Origin of the sequence: Cohnella yongneupensis (assembly GCF_042655785.1) — a bacterium.
Lineage (GTDB): Bacteria > Bacillota > Bacilli > Paenibacillales > Paenibacillaceae > Cohnella > Cohnella yongneupensis.
Map to the genome: position 1 here is coordinate 19801 of NZ_JBHSNC010000020.1, position 26030 is coordinate 45830.

Here is a 26030-nt window from a genome sequence, read left to right on the forward strand (position 1 = left end):
CGCAACTTTCACCCTACTCTCGCGCGTACGTACGGAGGCTGTCGCAATGCAAATCATGGCCATGATCACGATGCTTATCGATCATATCGGTATTATTTTCTTTCCCGGCAACGTCGCATGGCGGATCGTCGGGCGTATCGCCTTCCCGCTATACGCGTACGGCATCGTGCTCGGTTACCTGAATACGCGGAACATGAGCCGTTATATGTGGCGTTTAATCGGTCTCGCCGCTATCTCTCAAGTTCCCTATATCCTAAGTTTAAAAACGTTAAATATTAATGTCATAGGGACGCTTGCGGTCTGCCTCGCGGTCCTGATCGCCGCGGATCGTCATCCCCGATGGATGCTCGGATCCATTGCCGTCGGGGGACTTGCGCTTGAAGCTCTCCCCTTCAGCTACGGCTACTATGCGTTGGTTCTGATTCTGATTTACCGCTATCTCGATCGTAAATATTGGGTGATTGCTCATTTCGCCTTGAACCTGCTCGCCTTCCTGCTCGATCCCGACTGGTGGGTGCAGGCTTTCAGTATTTTTGCGACCCTCTACCTTGTGTACAAAGACGTCCTGTTCGCGGATGTCAGATTCGGAGTCACTCCTCCGCGCTGGGTATGGCGCAGCTTCTATCCCGCGCATTTAGCCGCGCTTGCGATCGTGGCCGCCATGCTAAACGTCGACTAGAGGCGGCGGCGTTCTCCGATGCTTCGTCGCCTGCTCGTATCCGTATGCCAACTTAATTAAAGTCGGCTCGCCGTAAGCAGCCCCGACGAACGTAATGCCTTGCGGCCCGTCGGTCGTATAACCGCCCGGGGCTACGACCCCGGTAAGCGCAAATCCTCCGGGTACCGTAATCGACGGATAACCCGCTCTCGCCGCCAAATCCGCTCCGCCTTCGTTCCCAAGGAATAATAACGCGTCTAATCCGTAAGTTTCTAACGCATAATCGAGCCCTTGTCGCCGAGCCATCTCGTCGTTTTGCTTCAGCGCATCCGTATAAGCTTGCTCCGTTAACGTTCCGCTCGTGCTCTCCGATCCGGTCAACCCGTCCTGTCCATAAGTCAAGGCGATATCCGCATGGAGATCGTTGTACGCGATTACTTCCCGCAAAGAGTGGACGGGAAGGCTTGGATCCAGCTTCTCCAAATAGTCGTTAACGCCCGTCTTGAACTCGTAGTGCAGCACCGCCCATTGCCAATCGGTATTGTAGCTCGGCAACGTTACGGGATCGATAATCGTTGCGCCCGCTTGACTGAGCACCTCGATCGCATCATCGAAGATGACACGCCTTGCTTCGTCTAATCCATAATAATAGTACCGCGGAATTCCGATCCGGGCATGCTTCAAGTAACCCGCGTCCAAGAACGGCGTGTAGTCCGCATAAGCGCGCCCGACGCTCCCTTCCGTCGCCGGGTCCCGCTCGTCGACGCCCGTCATCGCTCCAAGCACGATCGCCGCGTCCGTTACCGTTCTGGCCATCGGTCCAGCGGTATCTTGCGTTCGCGAGATCGGGATAATGCCGCTTCTGCCGATTAGTCCGACCGTCGGCTTAATCCCGACGATATTGTTCTGGCTGGAAGGGCTTATGATCGAGCCCGACGTCTCCGTTCCGATCGCGGCGGCCGCCAGATTGGCGGCTGTCGCGACGGCCGAACCCGAGCTCGAGCCGCCCACGAACACTTTGCCCGGACCATATGGATTAAGCGTAAGACCGCCTCTCGAGCTGTAGCCGGCCCATATGCTGCCGGACATGAATCCTGCCCACTCCGTCATATTCGTTTTCCCCAGAATGACCGCCCCCGCGGCTCGGAGCCGCTTCGCAACCTGAGAATCCTCTGCCGCGAAGTTGTCCGCCAAAGCGACCGAACCGGCGCTCGTATGCAAACGATCCTGGGTGTCGATGTTATCCTTGAGCAGGATCGGAATGCCGTGAAGCATTCCCCGGCTGCCTTGCTCGCTTCTCTCGCGATCCAACTCGCGCGCGATCGCTATCGCGTCCGGGTTCACTTCCAGTACCGCTCTTAATGTATCGTTGCATGCCCGTATTCTTTCGATATATACGCGGACGAGATCTTCCGAACGCACCGTTCCTGCCTCCATGGCAAGCTGCATGCTCCCGATATCCGCTTCGACGATCCATTGTTCAAGTGTAATTCCCACAGCGACGACTCTCCTTAGCCAATTCTTCATGACATTAAATCCCACATGCTATTAATTCTTGCCGTGGAAATCGAATCCTGCTTGTCCCGTCTTGCAAGTTAACGTTATGATGAACAGACACTGACGACTAGAGGTTCACGACACCATGAGAATTAAAGATTGGGATAACAATTTAAAGCTCCGCCTAGGCGGAGAGTTCGCTTATAACTTGATTTTTTGGGCGTTCTTCCCGTTCCTGTCCATCTACTTCGCCGCTTCGTTCGGCAAGGGCTGGGCCGGCATCCTGCTCATGCTTTCGCAGAGCTTGTCCGTAGTGGCCAACTTGCTCGGCGGCTATTGCTCGGACCGGTTCGGACGCAAACGCATGATGGTGCTCGCCGCGGCGGGCCAAGCGATCGGCTACGGCTTATTCGCCTTCTCCTCGTTGCCTAGCGTCTCGCTGCCGCTCGCCGGCTTCTTCGGCTTCACCCTCGCCAGCTTCTGCGGTGCCTTGTATTGGCCGGCCAGTCAAGCAATGGTGGCGGACGTCGTACCGGAGGAGCATCGTTCCGGCGTATTCGCCGTCTTCTACACTTCCGCCAACATCGCGGTCGTCTTCGGACCGCTCATCGGGTCGCTTACCTACTCCAACAATTTGTCGCCCACCCTATTCGCCGCCTGCGCTTTATGTACGTTGCTCTTCGTCGTACTCGGCCGCAGCCTTAAGGAGACGTTGCCCGTATCGGTCGCGGGACGATTCAAAGCAGACGCCGGACAGCCTTGGTATAGCTTCTTGTCCGCGCAGCTGCGCGATTATCGCGTCATCGCGACGGATCGCGTCTTCCTGCTGTTCATCATCGCGGGCGTGCTGCTGTCGCAGACGTTCATGCAGCTCGACCTGCTCCTTCCCGTGTTCATTAACGAAACGGTGCATACGACAAACCTGTTCGCCTTCGGCGATTGGGATCTAACCGTAACGAGCCAGCAACTGTTCGGAATAATCGTCTCCGAGAACGGTCTATTCGTGGCCTTGTTCACCGTCGTCGTAACGAAGTGGATGCTCGCTTACCGCGATCGCGTCGTATTCGTCAGCGGAGCGTTATTTTACGCGCTGGGTATCGCTCTGTTCGGCCACATGTCCACGTTCTGGGGCTTCACGATCGCGGTCGTCGTATTTACGCTCGCGGAGCTGATCTCGGCCGGACCGCAAATGACGTTCGTCTCGCGGCTGGCGCCCGAGCATATGCGCGGGCAATATTTCGCGGCTTCGAGCCTGCGCTTCACGCTTGGCCGGACGATCGCGCCGCTCGCGATCCCGCTAAGCAGCGCGATCGGCTTCGAGTGGACGTTCTGGCTGCTTACGGCCATCGCCGTTTTGTCCGCCGTCCTCTATTACGTCATGTTCAACGTCTACGAAAAAAAATAATTTATTGCATTAAATTTAGACGAATCTTTACTATTCTTATCCCCTTCGCGTTGGTATAATTGGCGTTGCTTGCAAATATGCCCAAGGCATATGGAGCGCCAACCATTCGGAGGAGGGTACATATGAAATTCAGCTCATGGGACTTGGGCGGCAAAGCGATCTTCATCGCCACTTGCCTAGCTTTCGTCTCGATGTTTTTCACCTGGGTCGATATCGGATTTTATTCCGAGAACGGCTTCGAACAAGAATCGTACATTATGCTTATTTGCTTCCTCTATCCGATCATTAAGTTGCTAAGAAGCCGGTCGATCAGCAAAATCGGCGGGTACGTCTGCGCGATTGCCGGCATCGTATGCGGCGTCGCCTATATTAACTGGAAGAGCGGCGAAGTGCTAGGCGTATCGCTCAATGCCGCCGGCAACGGGCCTTACGTCTTTATCGTAGCCAGCGCCATTCTCGCTTTCGGCGTATTTCAGTACGACAAACAACGTTAATCCGCACCGCTCTTGCGAAGCACAATACAAAAACGACTTCCTACGTCTATTGTGAGACGGGAAGTCGTTTTTTTTTCGTTACGCGTTGTCGAGCGGATGAAGCTCCATAATATGATTTCCATAAAGCATGAACGCGGACAACACGGCGGCTAGCAGCACGTACGCGATCAGCACCTTCCACTTTACCGACGCCGAGGATTGATAATACGTACGATTCCGGGTTTGCTCCTCTTCGATCTGCGCGATGACCGACTCCGCTTTGCGCCGGGTTTGAACAAGCAACTCCGATGGCACGGGACGGTCGGGATCGTTGTCCTCGTATAGCACCGGCTGATGCTCCCATGCCAGCAACAGCTCGCGGGTCCGCGCGACGTGCCGCAGATCGATCGCCGCTTTCTCGCGGGAGAACTTCTCCTTATCGTGCAGGAACGGAATCGACCACTTCCGCATTTCGCCGGCATGACGCTGGGCGGCTTCCGCTTCGGAGGCGAGCTGCATTTTCAAAGCCCATGTGCTCGTCAATTTCGGCCATTCCCGCACCATTGCCACGAATTGCTCCAGCTTCAACTTCTCATAGGCGAGAACGTCGCTCCGGTAACTTTCCCTGGCCCGATTCCACCATGAGAAGGCACCGATCAGCAGGATCAAGTACATAATCGGACTCGCGGGAGTCGAGACGACGATAGCGAGCAGGACGACGAGCCCGACCAGCCATATTTTCGTCGAGAGGACGGAGACGATTCTGCCTCCATCGAGCGGAGATATGGGCAACAAATTGAATAAATTCAGCATTGCCCCCATATGAATGACAAGTCCCCAGAACGGATCGCCGGTCGACTGGTAGAGCCATACCGCCGGCAGGAAGGAGATCAGACCCGCGAGCGGCCCGCCATACGCTAAGTACGCTTCCGTCGCCGCATCCCGCGGTTGCTCCTTCATCGAGATCATTGCCCCGACGAACGGAATGAAGACGGCGGGAGACGTCCGTATCCCTTTGTGACGCGCGGCAACCAAATGCCCCATCTCATGAACGAAAATCAAATAGACGATCGCAATCGCGAACTTCCAACCGAAAAACAACGCATACGCGGACAAGCTTACCGCCATCGAAATGAGCGTGCCGCCGAATTTGGACCATTTCAGCAAAGCATATATCCACTGCACCTTCGCCAGCAGGAATACGCCGATCGCGGTCAAGGTAGAACGGGTTTTGGCTTTCATATCGCAACGAAATCCTTTCGTGACTCGTCCTGTGAGAGTATGAACTGATCATAAGGATAAACGGTTCGATTTGCAATAAGTTAGACGGGTGAGACTGCCGAGGTGGCACGATTCGCGGACAAATTCGACGCTATTCCGGGCATTCGAGGCAAACCGTCGCATGTGGCGGACACCATAGCCATTATTCCCGGTAAAACAATAAAATGGACGGACGGTAAGAGACAATAACGCCGCTGATGTCCGTCCTCTCCGCCAACCCCATGCTTTTCGCCAAACTAACGCCTCCTGTGTCCATCCGAAACGAATCATATCGCATAACAGAGAGCTTAACGAAACACAGGGATATCGCAACTCCGCCTAACCGCGCGAAAAAAAGACACCCGCGAAGGTGTCTTTCCCGCTATTCCTGCCTATTCCCTAAACTTCCCAATCCTCTTACCCAACGCGCGCAGCTTCAAGTTCCAACCTGACTCCCGCTGCGTCTATCGTGCAATCGCGTCCATACAGGCGGACTTGAACCGGATCGCCGGAAACGGCTTTCACTTCGACGTCGCTTTGCGTCGTCTTCACGCTGAGCACCGTGCCTCGGTACAGGAACTTGAAGCTGTACCCGCTCCATTGGCTCGGAATCGACGGGTTCAACACCAAGCCGTCCGGGCCGTCGGAGCGCATGCCCCCGAAGCCGTATACGATGTTCATCCAGGACGCGGCGATCGAAGTCGTATGCAGCCCTTCCCGCGTATTGCGGTTATAGTTATCCAGATCGAGACGGGTAGCGAACTCGAAGAACTTGTAAGCTTCCTCGTGCTTGCCGAGCTCGGCCGCGAAGATCGAGTGGATAGACGGTGACAAGGACGACTCGTGGATGCAACGCGACTCGTAATATTCGTAGTTCGCGCGCTTCGACTCGAGCGAAAATTGCTGGTTGTACAAGAACATGAACATTAGCACGTCAGGCTGCTTGATCATGTCGTAGCGATAGATCCGATCGTACGACCAGTTATGGTAGAGCGGGAAGTCCGTAACCGGTATGGAGTGGATATCGATGTGCGGCATATCGAAAAATCCGTCGTGCTGCTCGTAGACGCCCGTCTCTTCGTCCAGCGGGATCTTCATATCGTCCGCCAGGCGTTGCCAGCCCTTCCACTCCGCCTCAGTCACGCCGAGGCGCTCCGTCAGACGATCGAACGACTCCGGCACGTCCTGGCGCATTTCCTGAATCGCTTGCAGCGTGTATTCGAACAGGTTTTTGGCCATCAGATTCAAATAGCAGTTGTTGTTGACCATCAATTGGAACTCATCCGGCCCCATTACGCCATAGTAACCGAATTGCCCCGTCTTCTGTCCCCATTGCCCGCGGCTCTCGTAGAACCGGCACAGCTGCAGCAGCATCTCCATGCCTTGTGCGTGCAAAAACGTCTTGTCGCCTGTTACCTTGACGTAATGCCAAATCCCGTAGCCCACCGCGGTGCCTACTTGAAGCTGCAGGTTCGAGTGCTGCCACAGGTCGCAGCTCTCGGTACCGTCGATCGTTGCGATCGGGTAGAACGCGCCTTTGCAATCGACTTCCTTCGCCCGTTCGAGCGCGTTCGGAAGCGATCTATAGCGGAACTCGAGCAAGCTTCTGGCCGCCTTCGGGTTGTTGAACAGGTAGAACGGCAGACAATACGTCTCGGTATCCCAAAAAGCAAGCCCGCGGTACGCTTCGCCGGTCAAGCCTTTGGCGCCGATGTTGAAGCCCGGATTGTCTCCGCGGTACGTCTGGTACAGTTGAAAAATACAAAACCGGATCCCCTGCTGATTGTCCGGGTCTCCCTCGATCGCGATATCCGACGTCTCCCAAATTTGCGTCCAATAAGCCGCTTGGTCAACGAGGAAATCATTGAATGTTTTGATCGGCATCGCTTGCGCCAGACCGATTCCTTTGTCCCATAGCGATTTCGCGTCTACTCTCGTATCCTTCTCCGCATAGTTCACGGCCAGCTTGCTGAAGTAGGATAGTTGCCCTGGCTTAAGCGTTAGCTTGAACGCTTGCATCACTTTCTTGTCGTCTTCGACGATCGCCGTCGTCGCGCCGGAAGACGTGTCCAGCGTGAAAGCCGAGATCAGGCGGTTACCCGTGCTGATCGTCTTGGCGACGATCGCCGTCCATTCATCCTGTTGGCCTCTTTCCGTCACGTCCCATAGGTTCTTGCCTTGATCTTCGTGGATCGGCGAGAAATCCAGACCCGAGCGGATGTGAATGTCCCCTTCGAAATCGTCGGATTCGAACGTCACCCGTTGGCCGCCTAAATTCGACTGCGTCATGCTTACCAGGCGCTCGAACGTAATGCGAATCGACTTGCCGCTGGCCAGATGCCAGATGAATTGCCGCTCATAGACGCCCGTCCGGAAGTCCACGCGGCGGGTGTAGCCGGAGAACGTGCTCTTTGCCAAATCAAGCGTTTCGCCGTCTGCTTCAATGCGGGTATATAGCCAGTTGACCGCGTTCGCCATGAACCGGAGTCTGCGAATGATGCCTTTGTAATGCGCGCCGAGCTTCATTTCTTCATATAGACCGTTGAAGTAGCTGCCGACCAGACTATCCCCGCTATACCCCTCGTCCGGATATCCGCGCACGCCCATGTATTCGTTACCCAAGGAGAAGATCGATTCGGATACCCGGTTGCGCGCAGGGTCGAAGCCCTCCTCGACGACCGCCCAAGGGTCTACTTTCAAATATTTATCCGCTACTTTCGCCATGCGTGACCAGCCCTTTCCCTAGCAAGATGGCCGCGCTTTTTCAAGCGTTGTCGCGGCTTCTTGAGACAGGATATCATGGCTCGCGCGGCACCATAATGTCTGATCGTATGAAGATCGTTGGCATTATTACGGAGTTTAGTTTTTGGAGTCGCGTAGGACATTTCGCCTCTATTGTCGAATAATGGAACATACCAACTTTGAAAAGAGGAATTCACTTGTTCAGTCATCGCCTCATGAAGCTCGTACTGCTTGCTTTTACCTTGCTCTTACTTCAAGGCATCATAACGCCGATCGCTAACCCCGTTATGGCTGCCGCCGCGCCTGCTTTCAAAACGAATTTATACGGCCAGGCTATCGTCTATAGTAAGGACAAGACGGTCGAGCTAGCGAACGGAATCCCGTTCATCTCTCTCGATCTGTTGGCCAGCGCCATCGGTTTGTCTTACACCGTTCCGAAAGGACAGGATCAGACCCTAACGCTTAAATACCTCGACACCACCTATACCGCTACCCTCGGATCGAAGACGGTCGCTTATGCGGGACCGAATAACAGGAAGGGTACGGCTACGCTTGCCGCGGCCGTCTATAAGAGCAAGGCTACGAGCCGGTACATGTTCCCCGCCCGTATGGCATCTTCGATCTTCGGTCTGGAGTATAGCTGGAGCGCTCAGTCGAAAGTTCTCGGGATCGGACACCCCGCATCGCCGGGTTCTTCTGCCGCCGACGCCATGAAGATCAAACAATTAACGGATCAGAACAATGCCCTCGCCGATCAGGTTAACGCGCTTCAATCGGAAGTATCGAGCCTCAAATCGGACAAGGCCAAGCTCGAATCCGAGCTGGAAATGCAAACCGAAGCGGATTACAGCAAGGCGGTGGACGGTTGGATCACTTACGAAACGACGCACCTCGTCATTCATATCACGCCTAAAGCGGACGTCAAGTTCCACTATCTCGTCACGGATGCGGAGAAGATGCTAGATGCCCACGAAAGCTACTTCGGCGCAAATACGCTGAAGGGCGACAAGGTCGATTTGTGGATTCATGACAATAGCGGGTTCTTCCAAGTAGCAGCTTCAGGCAGATATCTTCCATGGATGGACGCCTTAACGATGAACGTCGAGGATGCTTACAAATTGGCCGGCGATGACTCGGTGCGATTCCTCTTCGCGCATGAGATGGCCCATGCTTATCAGTACCATAAATGGGATATCGACAAGCTGGGCAGCAAGCTGAGCGGCCAGTTTGCCTGGTTACTGGAAGGTCAAGCGGATTACGTCGCCAAGAAGCTCTCTGGGTACACGCAATACGGCATAGACACGGACGCGCCGGGCGCGCAACGGGATCTTGCGTACTACAAGACCGAAATGAGCAGACGATCATCGCCTAGCGGCTGGACGCCGATGAATTGGTCCGATATTAAGACGTTCACGGATCTTAACGGCTATCCGGGCTTCTACTTCGGCTTCGAAGCGATGGTCTACTTCTTCGATACGAACTATGGTCGCGATAAGTATTTGATGCTATATAACAACCTGGAGAAAGGGCAGACCGCCGCCGAAGCGTTCAAGAACACGTTCGGCAAAACGCAGGAAGCGCTCATGACGGAATATAAGGCTTACTTCGGGATCGATAAATATTAGGGATTCGCGAAAAACCCCCGCGATGGAGTCGCCAGCTTAACGGCTTCCATCGCGGGGGTTTTTGCGTTGTTGGAATTATTTGCGCTACTTCGCAACGCTCTTAATGAGATTCATCACGTTAGCTAGCGCGTCCGTATGCGGAGCGCCTTTCACCATTCGATCGATATAGCTCTGGCGGTTATCGTACAACTGGTCGATCCGCGAGATGAGCGTGTCCGCCGTCAAATTCTCTTCCTGCAGCACGTCGCTGTAGCCGGATTTGCGGAACGACTCCGCGTTAAGCAGTTGATCGCCGCGGCTTTGCGCTTTCGTGAGCGGAATGAGCAGCATCGGCTTGCGCAGGTGCAGAAACTCGAAGATCGAGTTGGCTCCCGCCCTGGAGACGACGAGGTCGGTCATTGCGAGGATGTCAGGCAGCTCATCCTGCACGTATTCCACTTGCACGTAACCCGGCGCCGATACGGCCGGATCGGTCTGCCCTTTGCCGCACAGATGCACGATCTGATAACGTTTCGTTAACCGCTCGAGCGCCCCTCGTACCGCCAGGTTTATTTTTCGGGAACCGAGACTGCCGCCCATAATGAGCATCACCGGCTTGCGGTCCGAGAACCCGCTCCACGCTCTCCCGCGCGTCGCGTCCCCTCGGTCCAGCGCCTCCCTAATGACGGGTCCGACGTACTGCGTCTTGCCCTTGGGCAGGTGCCGCTCCGTATCGGCGAACGTCGTGCACACCTTCGTCGCGAACGGAATCGCGATCTTGTTTGCCAGTCCCGGCGTCACGTCCGACTCGTGAATGACGACCGGCACGCGGTTCAGCTTCGCGCCTAGCACGACGGGAACGGAGACGAACCCGCCTTTGGAGAAAATAACGTCCGGCTTGCTACGCCTGATCGTGTTGTAAGCTTGGAATACGCCTTTGACGACCCGGAACGGATCCTTGACGTTGTTCCAATCCAAATACCTGCGCAGCTTGCCCGTCGCGATGCCGTGATACTTCACGTTCGGCACGTCCGAGAGCAGTTGCTTCTCGATGCCCGCGTGCGAGCCGATATATTCGACGGTCCAGCCTTCCGATTGGAACCTCGGGATTAACGCCAGATTAACCGTGACGTGGCCGGCCGAGCCGCCGCCCGTGAACAAAATTTTCTTCACTCTGATTCACCCATTCGCTTTTGCTTATCCGATACTGTTCATCTTCTCCATTATACGATCAATCGCCTCTTCGATGGTTATCGTATTTTTGACGGCTTGCTCGCGTGACTTGAATTCGACGATTCCTTCGCCGGCCTGCTTGCCCACGACGACCTGCATCGGGATGCCGTATAAGTCCGCGTCCTTGAACTTCACGCCGGGGCGCTCGTCTCGGTCGTCTAGGAGGACTTCGACGCCTTGGCGGGTTAACGTCTCGTACAATTGTTCCGCCGCCTGCATCTGCGCCTCGTCTTTGACGGACACCGGAAGGATATGCACGTGGTACGGCGCTATCGCGAGCGGCCATACGAGACCGTTGTCGTCGTGATGCTGCTCGCAGGCGGCGGACATCATGCGGGAGACGCCGATGCCGTAGCAGCCCATGATCGCCGCTTGCGGCTGACCCGCGGCATTCAGGAACTTCGCGCCGAGCTTGTCGCTGTATTTGGTGCCGAGCTTGAATACGTGGCCGACCTCGATACCGCGGTGGAAGTCGAGCGTGCCTTCGGCGCAGCGAGGACAAGGGTCGTGCTCGATTACGTTACGGAAATCGGAGACGTTGTCGAGCGGGAAGTCCCGGCCCGGACAGACATTGCGGAGGTGGTAGTCGCGCTCGTTCCCGCCCGCGATTCCGCTGCTCATGCGCGCCACCGCGGCGTCGACGAGCACGGGAATGGCGAGGCCGGTAGGCCCTAGGAAGCCGACCGGCGCGCCGGTTAGCGTGGCAATCGTCTCCGCGTCCGCCATTTCGAAGCTTTCCGCGCCTCCGAGGTAGTTGCGCACTTTAATCTCGTTCACTTCGTGGTCTCCGCGCACGAGCACGGCGACCGGCTTGCCATCTACGAGGGCGACGATTGTCTTGATCAGTTCGCTGGCTTCGATGCCTAGCGCCGCGGTCAATTGATCGATCGTGCGGATGTCCGGCGTATGGAGCTTCTCGGGTTGCGGCGGTTGCGACGGTGGTGCGGCAAAGTTACTCGGTTCATCGTCGGGTAGCGGCGGTTGTGAGGTAGAGGCGTCACTCGATAAGTCGTCGGATGCGTCGCGGTCTCCCGCAATCGCCTTTTCCAGGTTGGAAGCGTAGTCGCAGTGCGTGCAGCTCGCGATTGTGTCTTCGCCGATGTCCGCGAGCGCCATAAACTCGTGCGTGCTGCCTTCGCCGCCAATCGCTCCCGCGTCAGCTTCGACGGGACGGACGTTCAAGCCGCATCTCGCGAAAATAGTCGCGTAAGCTTCGTACATTCTCCAGTAGATACGGTCGAGGCCTTCCCAGCTCGAGTCGAAGGAGTATGCGTCTTTCATCAGGAATTCCCTGCCTCGGAGCAATCCGAATCTCGGACGCCGCTCGTCGCGGAATTTCGTCTGGATCTGATATAACGTAATCGGGAGCTTCCGGTACGATTGAATCTCGTCGCGCACGAGCGCCGTAATGACCTCTTCGTGCGTCGGACCGAGCGCGAAAGCACGGTCGTGGCGATCGTTCAGCCGAATGAGCTCCGGCCCGTACACGGAGTAGCGGCCGGACTCCTGCCATAGCTCCGCCGGCTGCATCGCCGGCATAAGCAGCTCTTGCGCGCCTGCCGCGTCCATCTCCTCGCGAACGATGCGCTCCAGCTTGCGAAGCACTCGCCAGCCGAGCGGTAAATACGTATAGATGCCGGATGCCAGTTGTCGGATGAAGCCCGCGCGCAGCAGCAGTTCATGGCTGATCGCCTCCGAATCGGCAGGCGCTTCGCGCAACGTCGGCGCGAATAAGTGGTTTTGACGCATGATTGGTTACCTCCTGTATGTGGGTAGGTGATCCTCGAGCAATAGCGGAACTTGGTTCCGCTATTGCGGGGGTTGGCTCGGTTTCTCGCGATAACGGAACGTGGTTCCGCTATTGCGGGGGGTAGCTCGGTTTCTCGCACGATAGCGGAACGTGGTTCCGCTATTGCGGGGGTTGGCTCGGTTTCTCGCACGATAGCGGAACATGGTTCCGCTATTGCGGGGGTTGGCTCGGTTTCTCGCACGATAGCGGAACGTGGTTCCGCTATTGCGGCGGTTGGCTCGGTTTCTCGCACGATAGCGGAACTTGGTTCCGCTATTGCGGCGGTAGGCACGGTTTCTCGCACGATAGCGGAACGTGGTTCCGCTAATCCCATCACACACCAGTCCCAGCCGCCCCGGTCCCCACTCCCGCCCACGCATCCCCGCAAAAACGCAAAAAAGCACACTCGTCAGGGACGAATGCGCTCGTGGTACCACCCTAATTTTAACCGCATCGGCAACGTAAAAACGCCGAACCTTCGGTTCTCAATCGGATAACGGGATTGCCCGGCAACGGATACTCGATTCTCCGCGGCAGCTCGCAAGGCGGGGATCGTTCACTCGCGTCGAGAAGCCTTGCACCCTAGGGCTTCCTCTCTGTACGACCGTTGTTGAACGTCATTTCCTTGGATCATCGCTATTCCATATGGTTTGACTAATGGTTAGTAATCTACCGCATCCGCTGAACGCTGTCAAGGAAGTAAATCCGTTATAATGTTTATATCATACACCGGAGGTGCCCCATCCTAATGAAGCTGCGATTACTTGGTGAAATAGACGAACTGCTACCAGGCATTAACGCCATTGCGCAGGAGCTCGGCATAAAGTTGGAGGACGAAGAACTCCCCGTGCAGGTAGATTCATCGGCGGACGGACTGGAGGTCGGCTACGCGGATGGCGTCGCCTATATTCGGTACGAACGGAAGCATCAGTTTTTCCGCGCGCTCGGTTTGCTTAAGCAGCACGGCACCGCCGGACACCCGTTCCGCGTGCGCGAGCGCCAGCAATTCGACCAAGTCGGTCCGATGTTCGACCTGTCGCGCAACGCCGTGCTGACGGTCGAAGCATTCAAGTCGATGCTGAACAAGCTTGCGCTCATGGGCATGAACACCGTCATGCTCTATATGGAAGATACGTACGAAATCGCCGGCGAACCTTACTTCGGCTATATGCGGGCGATATTCGCAGCCTGAGCTTCGGGAAATCGACGATTACGCGGACCAATTCGGTATCGAAGCGTTCCCTAGCATTCAGACGCTCGCCCATCTGGAGGAATTTCTGAAGTGGGAGCCCGTCTCGCAATATCGCGATACGAAAGGCGCGTTGCTCGTGGGAGACGAGCGAGTCGACAATTTGGTCGAGCGCATGATCGCATCCGCCAGCGCGCCGTTCCGCAGCCGTAAAATCCATCTTGGCATGGACGAAGCGGAAGAACTGGGGCGGGGCAAATATTTGGATCGTAACGGCTATCGCGACCGGTTCGACGTTATGACCGAGCATCTGGACAAGGTGCTGAACGTCGTTCGCCACAGCGGACTGAAGCCGATGATGTGGAGCGATATGTTCCTGAAGCTCGCCGCGGGCAACGCCGGAACCGAACACGATTATTACGACAAGGGCACCGTTATTCCGGAAGAGATGGCGAGCCGGATTCCGAAAGACGTCGACCTCGTGTACTGGGATTACGTGCATATGGAGCCGGAAGAGTACGAGAACGTCATCGCCAATCACCGGCCGCTAGGCTGCAACCTCGTATTCGCGGGCGCGGTATGGATTTTCAATACGTTCGGAGTCAACTACGGGTTGTCGTTGAACGCGTCCGACACTGCACTGCAAGTATGTAAAAAAGAAGGCATCAAGGAAGTATACGCGACGATGTGGGGCGACGACGGCAACGAAGGCAATCCTTTCGCCGCATTGCTCGGCTTGCAGCTTTACGCGGAGCATGCCTATTCGGAGGGCAAGCCAGAGTGGAGCCAGGTCGCCGCGCGGGCTCAGCTGTGCACCGGCATCGAAGCGGACGCTTTCCTGCGGCTCAAAGATCTCGACGAGACGCCGGGCTCCGAGCCGAACAACCGGAAGCAGAGCAATCCGTCGAAGTTCCTGCTCTATCAAGACGTACTGCTCGGACAGTTCGATAAGCAGATCGAAGGGTTAGCGTTGAGTGCCCACTATGCGGCGTTGGAGGAGCGGATTCGAGCCGGCCGCGTTCCCGAAGCCGCGCTTGACTATTTGTTCGAGATGCCCGAGAAGCTGTGCGCGGTGCTGAGACTTAAAAGCGAGATCGGCATCGCGTTGAAGCGCGCCTATAACGCGGGGGACGTTGCGGCCTTGCGCCGCATGGCCACAGAAGATTTGCCGGCGATCGCCGGCGCCGTTCGGGCATTGCGCGTAGCCCATCGCGAGCAGTGGCTCAGCATGTTCAAGCCGTTCGGCTGGGAAGTGCTCGACATCCGCTACGGCGGCGTGCTGACCCGGCTTGATACGGCGGCGGCGCGGCTGCTCGACTACGCGGAGGGACGGCTTACGCGGATCGAAGAGCTCGAGCAGGAGCGGCTCGTCTATAGCTCCACCAACCGCTTCAACCACCGCGGCATCGGCTGGGGCAGCTATTACTATCGGATGGCTTCGCCGAACGTGTTCTTTCACGTGCTTAATCCTTTCTGACGTTAAAGGCTAGGCGTACGTTGCGCTGTAACCTCGTTATTGGAGGTTACAGCCGCACCAAACGTTCGCCCCTACGCTCCAACCTCGATTTCCGCGGTTACAACAGTCTCGCTCCCTGGTTCCCACGCTCCAACCTCGATTTCCGTGGTTACAACAGTCTCGCTCCCTGGTTCCCACGCTCCAACCTCGATTTCCAAGGTTACAGCAGTCTCGCTCCTGGGTTCCTACGCTCCAACCTCGATTTCCATGGTTGCAGCAGTCTCGCTCGCGGACTTCGACACTCTAACCTCGATTCCCACGGTTACAGCCGCACCAACATAGCAAAAAGAGGCTATATCCCGGCACCTGCCCGGATATAGCCTCTTCTTCACATCTATTATTCGAACGGCACCCGCAACTCCGCGCCCTCGGCAGCCGACTTGCCCGCCGTATCCAATACGGCGATGACGCGGCGCGCCTGCTCCGGCTTCACGACGAGCTCGCCGCCCTTCGTCAAATGGTCGACGATGTTCTCGTAATAGCGCGGCCACTGCGACCCGCCGGTCTCGATCTTCCGCTCGACGCGCTTGCCGTCTTCTTCGGTGTAGAGCGTTACTTCCGTATCTCCGTTACTGATAATCGCGCCCTTCGTCCCGAGAATGCGGCGGTTCGGACGCGGCGCGTAGGAGATGCTCGATACCGTGAGGCTGGCGGACGCGCCATTGTCGAATCCGATTACGATTTCCATGTGGTCCTCGTTAGTCACGTCGTGCCACTTCAGCTTGTTCGTGAACCCGCGAACGGTCGTCGGCTTGCCCGGCATAATGCCGAATAACGCGTCGAGGAAATGCGCGCCCCAATCGTACGCGATGCCGCCGGAAATTTCTTTGTTTCCGCGCCACCAATGTCCCGGATGCCCATGTCCGCCCGTATACAGCTCCGCCGAGAAAATATCGCCGATCGCCCCTTCCGCGACCAGCTTCTTGACCGCCATATACCAGGCATCCCATCTGCGGTTATGATACACGGACAGCATGACGCCCTTCTCCTGCGCCTTGCAGACGAGCGCGTCGCCTTCCTCCGCCGTGATGCACATCGGTTTTTCGAGTATGCAATGCTTGCCGCTCTCAAGAACCTGCATGCCCAGCGAATAGTGCGTATTATGAGGCGTAATGACGGCTACGAGATCGATATCCGGCTGCGCTAACAGCTCTTCCACGCTTGTGTAACCGCGAATGCCGGGAAAATCCTTCAAAGCTTGTTCGAGCCTTTCTTCGTTCATTTCGCATGCGGCCACGAATTCGATTCCGCATTGCGTCATGTGGTCCGCGTGCATCTTCGCAATGTTGAACGCGCCTCCGTACCCGATTACCGCGCTTCTGATCTTTCTTCCTTCGATGATCGCCATATCCATTAACCTCCCGGTTCGCCCGAACCGCATTCCTAACCGAATTTCCCCCGAAAAACACTTTTAGTCTAGCACAGCGCCCTGTCATCCTCTCTACGTTTTCGCGACATGCGAGGTTTGAGTTTCTGCCATTGGGTACCCGATTTCCTGCAACTTGTGCTCGACAAGCCGATATGGTTAACTGATTCCATGATCGATTCAGTCACCCGGGAGGAATTTCATGCGTTTCATCGACAACGGCAACATTAACGATCCGACTTTGAACCTCGCGCTCGAGGAGTATATTTTACGCAAGCTTCCCGTCGAGGAAGAGGACTATCTGCTTTTTTACATTAACGAGCCTTCCATCATCATCGGCAAAAACCAGAACACCGCCGAAGAAGTCAACGCCGATTTTGTATCGGAGAACGGCATCCATGTCGTACGGCGTTTGTCGGGCGGCGGCGCGGTGTATCACGACCTGGGCAACTTGAACTTCAGCTTCATCACGCGGGACGACGGCAAGTCTTTCCACAACTTCCGAAAGTTCACCGAGCCGGTCGTCGATGCCCTGCGCAAGCTTGGCGTTGAAGCCGACCTCAGCGGACGCAACGACCTGCAAGTCGGCGAGCGCAAAATATCCGGCAACGCGCAGTTCGCCACCAAAGGCCGCATGTTCAGCCACGGGACGCTGCTATTCGATTCCGAGATCGACGCGATCGTCTCGGCGCTGAACGTCGACCCGTCGAAGTTCGCTTCGAAGGCTACGAAGTCGGTACGCAGCCGCGTCGCGAACATCTCGGAATTTCTGGCCGAACCGTTAACGATGGCTCAGTTCCGCCAATCGCTGCTCGAGTCGATCTTCGCGGATGCGCCAGAAATTCCGGAGTATAAGCTGAGCGAAGAGCAATGGGCGGAAGTGCGCGCGCTCGCGGACGAACGATATCGGTCGTGGGATTGGAATTACGGGCGGTCCCCGGCATTCAACGTGCGGCAGAAAAAACGCATCGAAGGCGCGGGCACATACGACGTGCGGTTAAACGTGGAAGGCGGCGTGGTGACGGAGGCAGCGATCTACGGTGACTTCTTCGGCACGGGCGAAGTCGCCGACGTCACCGCGCGGCTCATCGGCGTCCGTTACGACGCGGCTTCGATCTCGGAGGCGCTGGCGGACGTTGATCTGCGAGCTTACCTAGGGCCGATTACTCGCGAGGATTTCTTGGGGATGTTGTTGTAGGGCGTGGGGGGCGTGCTGCGGAAGCTCGCATTATACTGTAAAAGGCTCGGTGCTCTCATAAGCCGCGGCAACGTGCGATTGGAAAGATAGTTGCATTACGTTCTGCAACTCATCCAGCAGGGTGATCCTTCGAACGTTCGACATAGTATCACCTAAGCCATCATATACGGAGGACCATTCTCCAGCAACACACAAATGTTCGCCGCACATAAAAACGCATTCGTCAGGGACGAATGCGTTTTTCGTGAGTCTATGAAACCATTTACTTAAACACGATTTCGTTCAATGCACGGAAGAGCAGAAGCGCGCTTTGTTCTCTTGTCGTCTCCTCATTAACCGTGAAGGCGAACGGGTCATTCGATCGAGCAATAAGCCCTGATTGAACGGCTTCATACACGTGCGGCTTCGCCCAATCCGGCACGTCCGCGAAACCATTAGCCGATGAGCTTGTATCGACGCGATAACCCGCGTAATGCATCGCTCTGACGACCATCGTCACCATTTCCTGATGTGTGATCGTCTGATTCGGTCGGAACGTGCCGTCATCATAACCGGTTATTAAGCCTGCCTTCACAGCCGCTTCGACAGAAGGCGTGAACCAGCCGTTAGACGGAGTGTCCTTGAATACCTTCCCGCTCGCCGATCCGCTGGTCGTGATTCCTAATGCGCGAATCAACATAGCGGCGAACTCCGCCCGGGTAACTTTGGCTTCCGGCTTGAAGGTCCCATCCGGGAAACCGTTAAGAACGGTCCGATTCGCTAACGCTTGAATACTATCCGCATATACCTTGTCACTCGGCATATCCTTGAACGTCATTGTATTGCGGACTATGGCATAGATCGAATTTCCTTTACGATACATAGACGCATGAAGTACGCCGTTAACGTAGGCGAACTTGGCAGGAACAGGCACGAACTTGCGTGAGACCGGATCATACATGAGCGCGGCCAGTTCATTCAGCGGTACCGCTGGCGTTGTTACCGAAAGCTCATGATTGACATATTCGGAGAAATTGTCGAGAACCTTTATTTTACCGTCCACGATAATCGACGCCTCGAAGCTCATCGGCTGTCCGACGAGTTGCCCGCCGGCAGGTAAAGCGTTGCTTGCGTAACCATCTTTCGCTTGTCCAATTCTGATAGTTAGTTCCGATCCGGCAACGCTGCTTCCGATCGCATCGAGGAGGGTTTGAACGGGTATTGTCCACGAGCCCGCCGGCGTCTCGACGACAAGACTTCCATCCTTCGCTTGCTTCGACAAGCTGTCCAAGACATTAGACGATAGTTGGAACTCACTGCCCGATGTCGTAACGTCGCTTCTCAGAGTGACTGTCTTCGTCTTCTGGTAGGCTTCACCCGCCAGCTCGCTGGCAATGGTTTTATCTGTCACTTCAACGACGGTAAAGAGATTGCCGTTAGGCAGCTCAGGTATCGTCGGAACGACAGGACCCGGAAGGACTGGACCTGGGAAGACTGGACCCGGAGGATTAATTATGATCGACCCACCTCCGCCGATTGTCCCTCCGCTGCCGCCATCGTTAGTAATTGCCGGAATGGTCACTTGCGTTGCATCGCTTTCGAATTTTCCCGGAGATGTTCTAGTAATGAGCAATCGCTCGCCAGGACTCCCAAAACTTCCGATCCTGATTGTTATCGATGTCTGTCCTGCACTAACTGGACCGGTAATGAGCAGATAACCCGATTCGTTATATACTCTAATGATATCTCCGGCTTGCAGATGATTCACCGTAATTGAATCCTGCGCGACCTGATACTTAATTATGACAATATCGGATAACGGAATCTTATTGGAGATATGATCCGCAAAGATAAGATATTGAAATACAGGGGCCACCTCTTCACCCCTGGCGTAAACGATCGCCAAGCCTAGCGCTCCCTGCGGAACCGCGGTTTTAGGAAGCGTGTACGCATACGTATCCTCCCCGCCCCCCATTTGGACTATAGCATCTCCGATCGTCTCGTCTTCGCTGAAGAAGTACAAGCTATAGGTCAAATCCTCAAACTCGTTCATCGGCGGTGTCCACGTAATAGTCCCTTTAACATAGGAAGGATCCGCGTCTTCGTCGTTGAATTCGAAAGTCGGGGCGAAGTAAGTCGGCACATCCCAGATTAATTTCTTCGCCACTCCGACTTCGGGTGTCGGAGTTGAAACCTTATCTTTAAGAAAAGCCGATACGCCAATATATACAGCTTGATCAGGCACATCGGCACTGATCAACGAATACCACTGAATACCGTTCTCCAACGACTGATTGAAGCTTGCAGAGATTTCTCTCTCCAACTTATTGCCGTCTTTATCGTAAAAGTAGAAGCTATACCTGTAGATCCACTCCTCATCCTTCGCAGCTCGGAACAAAATATGGCCACGAAGTTGATTGGGCTCGTCCCCCGTATCGATGACGACGATATCGGATGGAGTCAGCATAGTCTTGTAGTAGTCCCGAATATCATCGACCCCTGAAAATTTATAAATTCGATTATTCAATGTTAATAGATATATCGCTCCGTCGTCCGACATATACGCCTTTTTGATATGAAACGGAAGCTCGATCTTCTTAGTGTACAAATCCTTGTCATAGATTGCGTTCTCGCTGAATACAAGATCACCGAATACGCTTAGGACTTGTTCCGGGTATGTACCTTTGACTGTCGCTATGTCGCTCTTGTCCATTCGCTTCATGCAATGATATATACTGTCCCCCTCTAATATCACAGGAGATTGATATGCACTACATGTATTAGGTTGCCGCGTCTTCTCGGTCAATTCCATTGTTTCGGCATTGACTTTATAGAACCAAAATGAGTCCATCGCAAGGAGCGTGCGAGTCGAAGAGTCGTAGACCGCACCGCCATAGTAAGGGGAAGCATTCTGAATTACAGGTTGAACCGTTGTGCCATCCGTAATTTTAAAATCATTGAAAACCTGTTCGTCCCAATAAAAAATCTGGTTCGTCCCTCCAACGAATAGCTTCTGAGGATTGGACGGTACAAGGATGCGCTGTATGTTTCCTTGGATGTCGCTAGTATCCAACACGCCAATATGCGTCTCCCCCTGGAACGCAATATATAGCTTTCCATCTTTTAAATCGATAGATGCCGGCTTAGAGCCGATATACCTTTGATCCACGAGAGTTAGATCGCTTTTATTAACGACCGCTAGCTCATTCGTCTCGCTTGAGATCATGTATATGTAAGGGGAAGAATCTTCTGATACCCAATCATTAATGAAGAAGTCGCTTTGGATCGAATATTCATTGACCGTGGTCAAAGTTAAACTGTTCGCAGGACCCGTTAAATCGAGGTCGAATGCTTCAATATTACGATAATCGCTATCATAATCGAGCTTCATGAGATAGACGCGGCTTCCTTTATCCATTAGTGCTTTAGTTGATTCATAGGGTAGATTGGCAATTGGGACATAACGTTCCTTGTCCACCACTGCTTGTTCCGTCACAATGTATGATCCGGAAATTTCCAGCAGCCCGGCGTCAAGATATGAACGACTGCCCAATCTCGGGTACTTACCATGGATTTCAGCCAAATTCATCCCGTTCATTCTTGAACCGCCGAAAAACACATCCGTACCGTCGAACAAAATTTTTGGATACGGACCGCCAAAGCCATAACCGCCATCATATGAACTCTTGCTTACAATCTCATCCGTCAAGTAATCGATCGCGATCAAATCCGACCCCGATGAATTTGTCTCACCGACATAGATTAGGTGGTTCAACTCGTTGGCCCGAAGCACGAAGCTACCTAAACGTCCAGTTTCCCTGCTCGTACTTATGCCGGTTGATCGATCCATTTTGTAAAGCAACGTATCGACCATACTATCGGAGACGCGATAAAATAAATAGTCATTCGTCACTGCCAGAGTAACCGGTTGCCCCGTAGTCGGTAGCAAAGCTCCCAATTCTCTAGTCGCTATGTCGACAACTTGTATGCCCGTTGCGCCGGAGAGCGCAATAAATAGTTGATTTCCATATAGCTCGATATCCGTGGGCTGAGAGCCGACAAGCAACTCCTTCTCTACTGCCAACGTACGTCCGTTCAAGAAATAGAGCTTATTGGTTGCAGTGGTAATTGCATAGATCATGTCCGCATTATTATCGTATACCCAATCCGCGAGCCGCGCGTCCAATGTGACGCTAGCCGATGGTTGCGGAGTGGAGCTTGAACTATCCGCATAGGCTGTCCGGGAGGGAACGATCAATGAACCTACTGGTGTTAATAGAAGCAACGCAAGCAACAAAATAAAGACTCTTACACTAGATCCGCGATTAACCCTCACGCATGAATCCTCCGATTTATAAGAAAATATTCCAACTCTTTCTAAATACGTCCTCAACATATAAAACCCCTGCCTATTGCTGTAATCTTTCACTATTTTTTAGATTGTTTCTTCAGAAATTCATTTACGCTTTTTGAAAAGATCAAAAATATTGCGGTTATTATACTTGAAATGATTGTAATTATGGAAACAATATATACAAGATTTGATGACCCGTTATTACCGTACTGCGCCGGAACAGTTAGGAGAAAAAATAAACTCAAACTTGTTGCTATTATGAAATACCACTTTGCAGTTCTACTTCCAAGATAGATATAAATGCACACATCAACCAGAAAAACGATGAGACTACATTGCGATAAACATCATAATATTAACTTAGAATAAGGACAGTAATGATTAGTCCCATATTCACTAATGTTATTGATCTGAGTATTATCTTGCCTCTAATAAATGGTCTTTGAACATAATCATTTTGGGGATTTGTCTCCATATAACCTCCTGAATTTAATGATTCTCACACCAATTGGAGAATGCTGTAAATTGCTGTCTAAACCATCGTATACGAGCAAGCATTATCCAGCAATACCCTTTTGTTGCAAAAAGAAAAAACTGCCAAACACAAGTTCGGCAGCCATTATTTTTCTAATAATAAACCTTCAACTCCGGCTCACGCCATCGCTCCCCGACCGAATGGCATTCGTATCGACGAACAGTACGTCGCGCACCTGCAAAAGCATCCGTTCTTCCCGCTCCAGATGCCCTTCCGCCAGTTACCCCCGCATCTTATGAATCAGATCCATCTTTAACTGCCACGCCTCGGCGCTTAAATTCACGCGATACTGCTCCGGATTGAGCTTGCGCAGTTGCTCCGGCCAGAATAATCCTAGCTGTTGCTCGTGATACTGCCTGATCGTCGACAGGTCCGGCAATGCGTACACAAGCTCTCCCGCTTGGAAAATCGGCTGCAACAACGCTATGGCATCGTAATCGGCGATGTTCTTGTAGATGTACGAGTGGACGGGATCGATCAGCTTGATCGGCTCGCCAGCGTTCAGCTTCTCGTGCCGGAGCGCGATGTAGTCGCCTTCCGCCTTTCCGGTCTCCCGGCTAATAATCCGGTATACCGACTTGAAGCCAGGCGTAGTCACTTTCTCCGGATTGCCGGAGATCTTGATGACCGGCACGTATTGTCCGCCTTTCTCCCTCGCTACCAGCTTATACACGCCGCCAAGCGATGGCTGGTCCCCCGCAGTGATCAACTGCGTTCCGACGCCCCACGTATCGATCTTGGCCCCTTGTGCTTTTAAGTTGAAAATAATATTCTCGTCCAAATCGTTCGAAGCGACGATCTGCACGTACGAAAGTCCGGCGTCGTCGAGCATTTGCCGGGCGGTACGCGATAAGTACGTGAGGTCTCCGCTGTCCAGCCGGATCGCGTTCATGCGCTTGCCCTTGCTCTCGAGCAACTTCGCCGTGCGAATGGCCGCTGGCACGCCGCTCTTAAGCGTATCGTACGTATCGACCAGCAATGTCACTTGGTCCGGCAGCGCCTCCGCGTATTTGCGGAACGCCTCGTCTTCGGTATCGTGCCCTTGCACCCAAGCATGCGCGTGCGTCCCCTTCGTCGGGATGCCGAACAACATGCCCGCGCGAAGATTCGAAGTCGCATGAAAGCCCGCGATATAAGCGGCCCGCGCGCCCCAGACGGCGGCATCCGCTTCCTGCGCCCGTCGTGACCCGAATTCGAGCAAGCCGTCCCCTGGGGCAACCTGTCTGATGCGGGAAGCTTTCGTGGCGATCAGCGTCTGATAGTTAACGAAGTTAAGCAGCGCCGTCTCGATCAAATGCGCCTCGAACACCCGCGCTTCCACTCGGATAAGCGGCTCGTTCGGGAAGACTACCGTCCCCTCCGGTACGGCATCCAACTGCCCGGTGAAACGGAACGACCGAAGTTCTTCGAGGAATGCCTCCTCGTACGACTCTTCTTGCGTTCGTAAATAGGAGATCTCTTCCTCGCCAAACCGCAGGCTGCGGATGTAGTTCACGACCCGCTCCAACCCCGCGAATACGGCATAGCCGTTACCGAACGGCAGCTTACGGAAGAACACCTCGAATACCGCTCCATCGTCTTTCGAACCCTGGATCCAATGCGCGTACATCATATTGATCTGGTATTTGTCCGTATGCAGCGTCAAATTATCGTAGCTCATCCTTATTGCTCCCTCCCTCCCTTTCCTTAACATAACTAATCAATTATATACTCATGTCCTTCGGAGCAACCGAATAGATAGTTGATTGTCCCTTTCGTTAGGTGCCTGTCCGAGCATAAAGTGTACGAAACCCTTTCCTTCGAGGTGAGTCGTACAGACATGAAATTTAGCGTCATCATGCCGACTTACAATCGGTCCGCGCAAGTTACGTTAACGTTGGCTGCGTTCGAGAAACAAACCTGGCCAATGGACGACTTCGAGGTCATCGTCGTGAACGACGGCTCGACGGACGACACGTTGGAAAGGCTTAGACAATGTCATACGCCTTATCGTCTCGTTATCGTTACGCTCGAAAGCACGGGCGGAAGATCGGTTGCCCGGAACGTGGGCGTCAGAGCGGCACAGGGCGAATATTTGATCTTCTGCGACCCGGATTATATTGTACTGCCTCGCTTCATCGAAGTGCATGCCCATTATCTCAACCGACATCCGAATACGGCCATTAGCGGCGTGCCTTACATGTGGAAGAACGCCTATACCCAAGTATTTCCCGATTATTCTGCCGAGGAACGGGTAAAGGTAACCGCCGTATTGCAACAAGCTGGCTTATGGAACGAGACGTTCGAGAACCTCGATCGCGTCATAGAGATCGTCACGCCGGACGATATTCGTCAGCACACCGGCAAGCTCGAGCAGGTCATTTCGCCTTTCGAGGAAGCATCCGAGCCGGTCATTCAGCAATTCGTGCGGACGGACGTCGCGCCTTGGCTGCTATGCGTAACGCGCAGCCTCTCGATGTCCAGGGAGATGTTCGACCACGTGGGCGGGTTCTACGAACCGTTCAAGATGTACGGCTTCGAGGACTGGGAGCTCGGCTATCGCCTTCACCGCCTCGGTTATCCGTTCGTCTGCATCGGGGAAATCATCGGTTATCACCAAGAGCACCCGTCGGCCTTCCGTAACACGGACGTTAACGGGGATAACTTGAGGATGGCTTTTCGGATGCACGGCGTTCATGATCCGGAGCTGTCCATGTTCGCCGTATGCTCTCCGTCGGAAGATATTCTCTTGTATAAAAACGCCCTTAAAAAGCTCGTCGATTTGCAAAATAGCCCGAGCGAATCAGACCGCCAGTGGGCTCGGCAACTGACGCTCGCGTGCGCGCATGTCGCGCAATTGTTCGTCGACCAACCGGACTCCCAAGAATATAAGCTTGCCAAAGCCGCGGTTAAACAGGCGTTGATCGACGCTATTAATTCTCAGCCCACACTGACTCCGCCCGCGGGCGTTCGCAAACGCAAACTCCGTAAATTAAAGCGCCGCCGCTTGAGATTACGTAAACGCAGATTGCGCGGTCGCAAGCTTCGCAGATTGGCCAGGGGCTCCATACGCAGAATAACTCGCAGCTCCAAGCGGAGAACGGCTCGTAAACCGGCTCGGAGAATAATCCGCGGAACGGCCCACATTAGAAGAAAATAAGCCTCGAAGAGGATAAACCTGGGGGATTGAAGTGCACCCCTTATAGTGGACATTGTATAAAACACCCTGGTGTTTTACCGATGAAAACTATAG

Annotated in this window: 14 protein-coding genes and 1 pseudogene; 7 read left to right on the top strand and 8 right to left on the bottom strand. The window is 54.3% G+C overall.

From position 1 onward, the window contains the following. Positions 1-46: 46 nt before the first annotated feature. Complete coding sequence (locus ACFPQ4_RS06530) at positions 47-679, top strand: TraX family protein (protein ID WP_378110978.1); 633 nt, start codon at positions 47-49, stop codon at positions 677-679. On the opposite strand, the gene ACFPQ4_RS06535 is transcribed toward ACFPQ4_RS06530, so the two are convergent. Beyond that, entirely contained in the window at positions 665-2155 is a 1491-nt protein-coding gene (locus ACFPQ4_RS06535; protein WP_378110979.1) for an amidase family protein, read from the bottom strand. The genes ACFPQ4_RS06530 and ACFPQ4_RS06535 overlap by 15 nt on opposite strands. A 145-nt stretch (positions 2156-2300) precedes the next feature. Here ACFPQ4_RS06535 and ACFPQ4_RS06540 point away from each other — a divergent pair, with 145 nt between their 5' ends. Both ACFPQ4_RS06540 and ACFPQ4_RS06545 read left to right on the top strand, forming a co-directional pair. Beyond that, on the top strand, positions 2301-3560 hold the full coding sequence (locus ACFPQ4_RS06540) for an MDR family MFS transporter (RefSeq protein WP_378110980.1): 1260 nt from the start codon (positions 2301-2303) through the stop codon (positions 3558-3560). 122 nt (positions 3561-3682) lie between these two features. Next, positions 3683-4054 carry a hypothetical protein gene (locus ACFPQ4_RS06545; protein WP_378110981.1) on the top strand — a complete coding sequence of 124 codons (372 nt, stop codon included), beginning with the start codon at positions 3683-3685 and terminating at the stop codon, positions 4052-4054. Positions 4055-4132: 78 nt separating this feature from the next. On the opposite strand, the gene ACFPQ4_RS06550 is transcribed toward ACFPQ4_RS06545, so the two are convergent. Then, the gene (locus ACFPQ4_RS06550; RefSeq protein WP_378110982.1) at positions 4133-5275 is read right to left on the bottom strand and encodes a site-2 protease family protein; all 1143 of its coding nucleotides are present in this window, start codon (positions 5273-5275) and stop codon (positions 4133-4135) included. 435 nt (positions 5276-5710) lie between these two features. Next, positions 5711-8017: a glycoside hydrolase family 65 protein gene (locus tag ACFPQ4_RS06555; protein WP_378110983.1), complete on the bottom strand. Its 2307-nt coding sequence runs from the start codon at positions 8015-8017 to the stop codon at positions 5711-5713. 215 nt (positions 8018-8232) lie between these two features. Here ACFPQ4_RS06555 and ACFPQ4_RS06560 point away from each other — a divergent pair, with 215 nt between their 5' ends. Next, on the top strand, positions 8233-9660 hold the full coding sequence (locus ACFPQ4_RS06560; RefSeq protein ID WP_378110984.1) for a stalk domain-containing protein: 1428 nt from the start codon (positions 8233-8235) through the stop codon (positions 9658-9660). Between the two features lie 84 nt (positions 9661-9744). On the opposite strand, the gene ACFPQ4_RS06565 is transcribed toward ACFPQ4_RS06560, so the two are convergent. After that, positions 9745-10812, bottom strand: a complete 1068-nt coding sequence (locus ACFPQ4_RS06565) for an undecaprenyldiphospho-muramoylpentapeptide beta-N-acetylglucosaminyltransferase (protein WP_378110985.1) — start codon at positions 10810-10812, stop codon at positions 9745-9747. Positions 10813-10836: 24 nt separating this feature from the next. Further along, complete coding sequence (locus ACFPQ4_RS06570; RefSeq protein ID WP_378110986.1) at positions 10837-12621, bottom strand: proline--tRNA ligase; 1785 nt, start codon at positions 12619-12621, stop codon at positions 10837-10839. Positions 12622-13409: 788 nt separating this feature from the next. Between ACFPQ4_RS06570 and ACFPQ4_RS06575 the strand changes: the two are divergent. Then, a pseudogene (locus ACFPQ4_RS06575) lies at positions 13410-15327 on the top strand (family 20 glycosylhydrolase). A 376-nt stretch (positions 15328-15703) separates the two neighbouring features. On the opposite strand, the gene ACFPQ4_RS06580 reads toward ACFPQ4_RS06575, so the two are convergent. Beyond that, positions 15704-16714 (bottom strand): Gfo/Idh/MocA family protein, encoded by a 1011-nt coding sequence (locus ACFPQ4_RS06580; RefSeq protein WP_378110987.1) that lies wholly within the window; start codon positions 16712-16714, stop codon positions 15704-15706. A gap of 220 nt (positions 16715-16934) precedes the next feature. Between ACFPQ4_RS06580 and ACFPQ4_RS06585 the strand changes: the two genes are divergently transcribed. After that, positions 16935-17930, top strand: a complete 996-nt coding sequence (locus ACFPQ4_RS06585; protein WP_378110988.1) for a lipoate--protein ligase — start codon at positions 16935-16937, stop codon at positions 17928-17930. Positions 17931-18192: 262 nt separating this feature from the next. On the opposite strand, the gene ACFPQ4_RS06590 is transcribed toward ACFPQ4_RS06585, so the two are convergent. After that, positions 18193-22245, bottom strand: coding sequence for an S-layer homology domain-containing protein (locus ACFPQ4_RS06590; RefSeq protein ID WP_378110989.1), 4053 nt, complete (start codon positions 22243-22245; stop codon positions 18193-18195). Between the two features lie 773 nt (positions 22246-23018). Beyond that, positions 23019-24458: a nicotinate phosphoribosyltransferase gene (locus ACFPQ4_RS06595; protein WP_378110990.1), complete on the bottom strand. Its 1440-nt coding sequence runs from the start codon at positions 24456-24458 to the stop codon at positions 23019-23021. A 159-nt stretch (positions 24459-24617) separates the two neighbouring features. Here ACFPQ4_RS06595 and ACFPQ4_RS06600 point away from each other — a divergent pair, with 159 nt between their 5' ends. Then, positions 24618-25937: a glycosyltransferase family 2 protein gene (locus ACFPQ4_RS06600; protein ID WP_378110991.1), complete on the top strand. Its 1320-nt coding sequence runs from the start codon at positions 24618-24620 to the stop codon at positions 25935-25937. Positions 25938-26030: the final 93 nt, after the last annotated feature.

Coding starts and splice junctions, on each gene's coding strand:
- ACFPQ4_RS06600 (WP_378110991.1), top strand. CDS start 24,618: ATGAAATTTAGCGTCATCATGCCGACTTACAATCGGTCCGCGCAAGTT.
- ACFPQ4_RS06595 (WP_378110990.1), bottom strand. CDS start 24,458: ATGAGCTACGATAATTTGACGCTGCATACGGACAAATACCAGATCAAT.
- ACFPQ4_RS06540 (WP_378110980.1), top strand. CDS start 2,301: ATGAGAATTAAAGATTGGGATAACAATTTAAAGCTCCGCCTAGGCGGA.
- ACFPQ4_RS06570 (WP_378110986.1), bottom strand. CDS start 12,621: ATGCGTCAAAACCACTTATTCGCGCCGACGTTGCGCGAAGCGCCTGCC.
- ACFPQ4_RS06550 (WP_378110982.1), bottom strand. CDS start 5,275: ATGAAAGCCAAAACCCGTTCTACCTTGACCGCGATCGGCGTATTCCTG.
- ACFPQ4_RS06530 (WP_378110978.1), top strand. CDS start 47: ATGCAAATCATGGCCATGATCACGATGCTTATCGATCATATCGGTATT.
- ACFPQ4_RS06545 (WP_378110981.1), top strand. CDS start 3,683: ATGAAATTCAGCTCATGGGACTTGGGCGGCAAAGCGATCTTCATCGCC.
- ACFPQ4_RS06580 (WP_378110987.1), bottom strand. CDS start 16,714: ATGGCGATCATCGAAGGAAGAAAGATCAGAAGCGCGGTAATCGGGTAC.
- ACFPQ4_RS06555 (WP_378110983.1), bottom strand. CDS start 8,017: ATGGCGAAAGTAGCGGATAAATATTTGAAAGTAGACCCTTGGGCGGTC.
- ACFPQ4_RS06585 (WP_378110988.1), top strand. CDS start 16,935: ATGCGTTTCATCGACAACGGCAACATTAACGATCCGACTTTGAACCTC.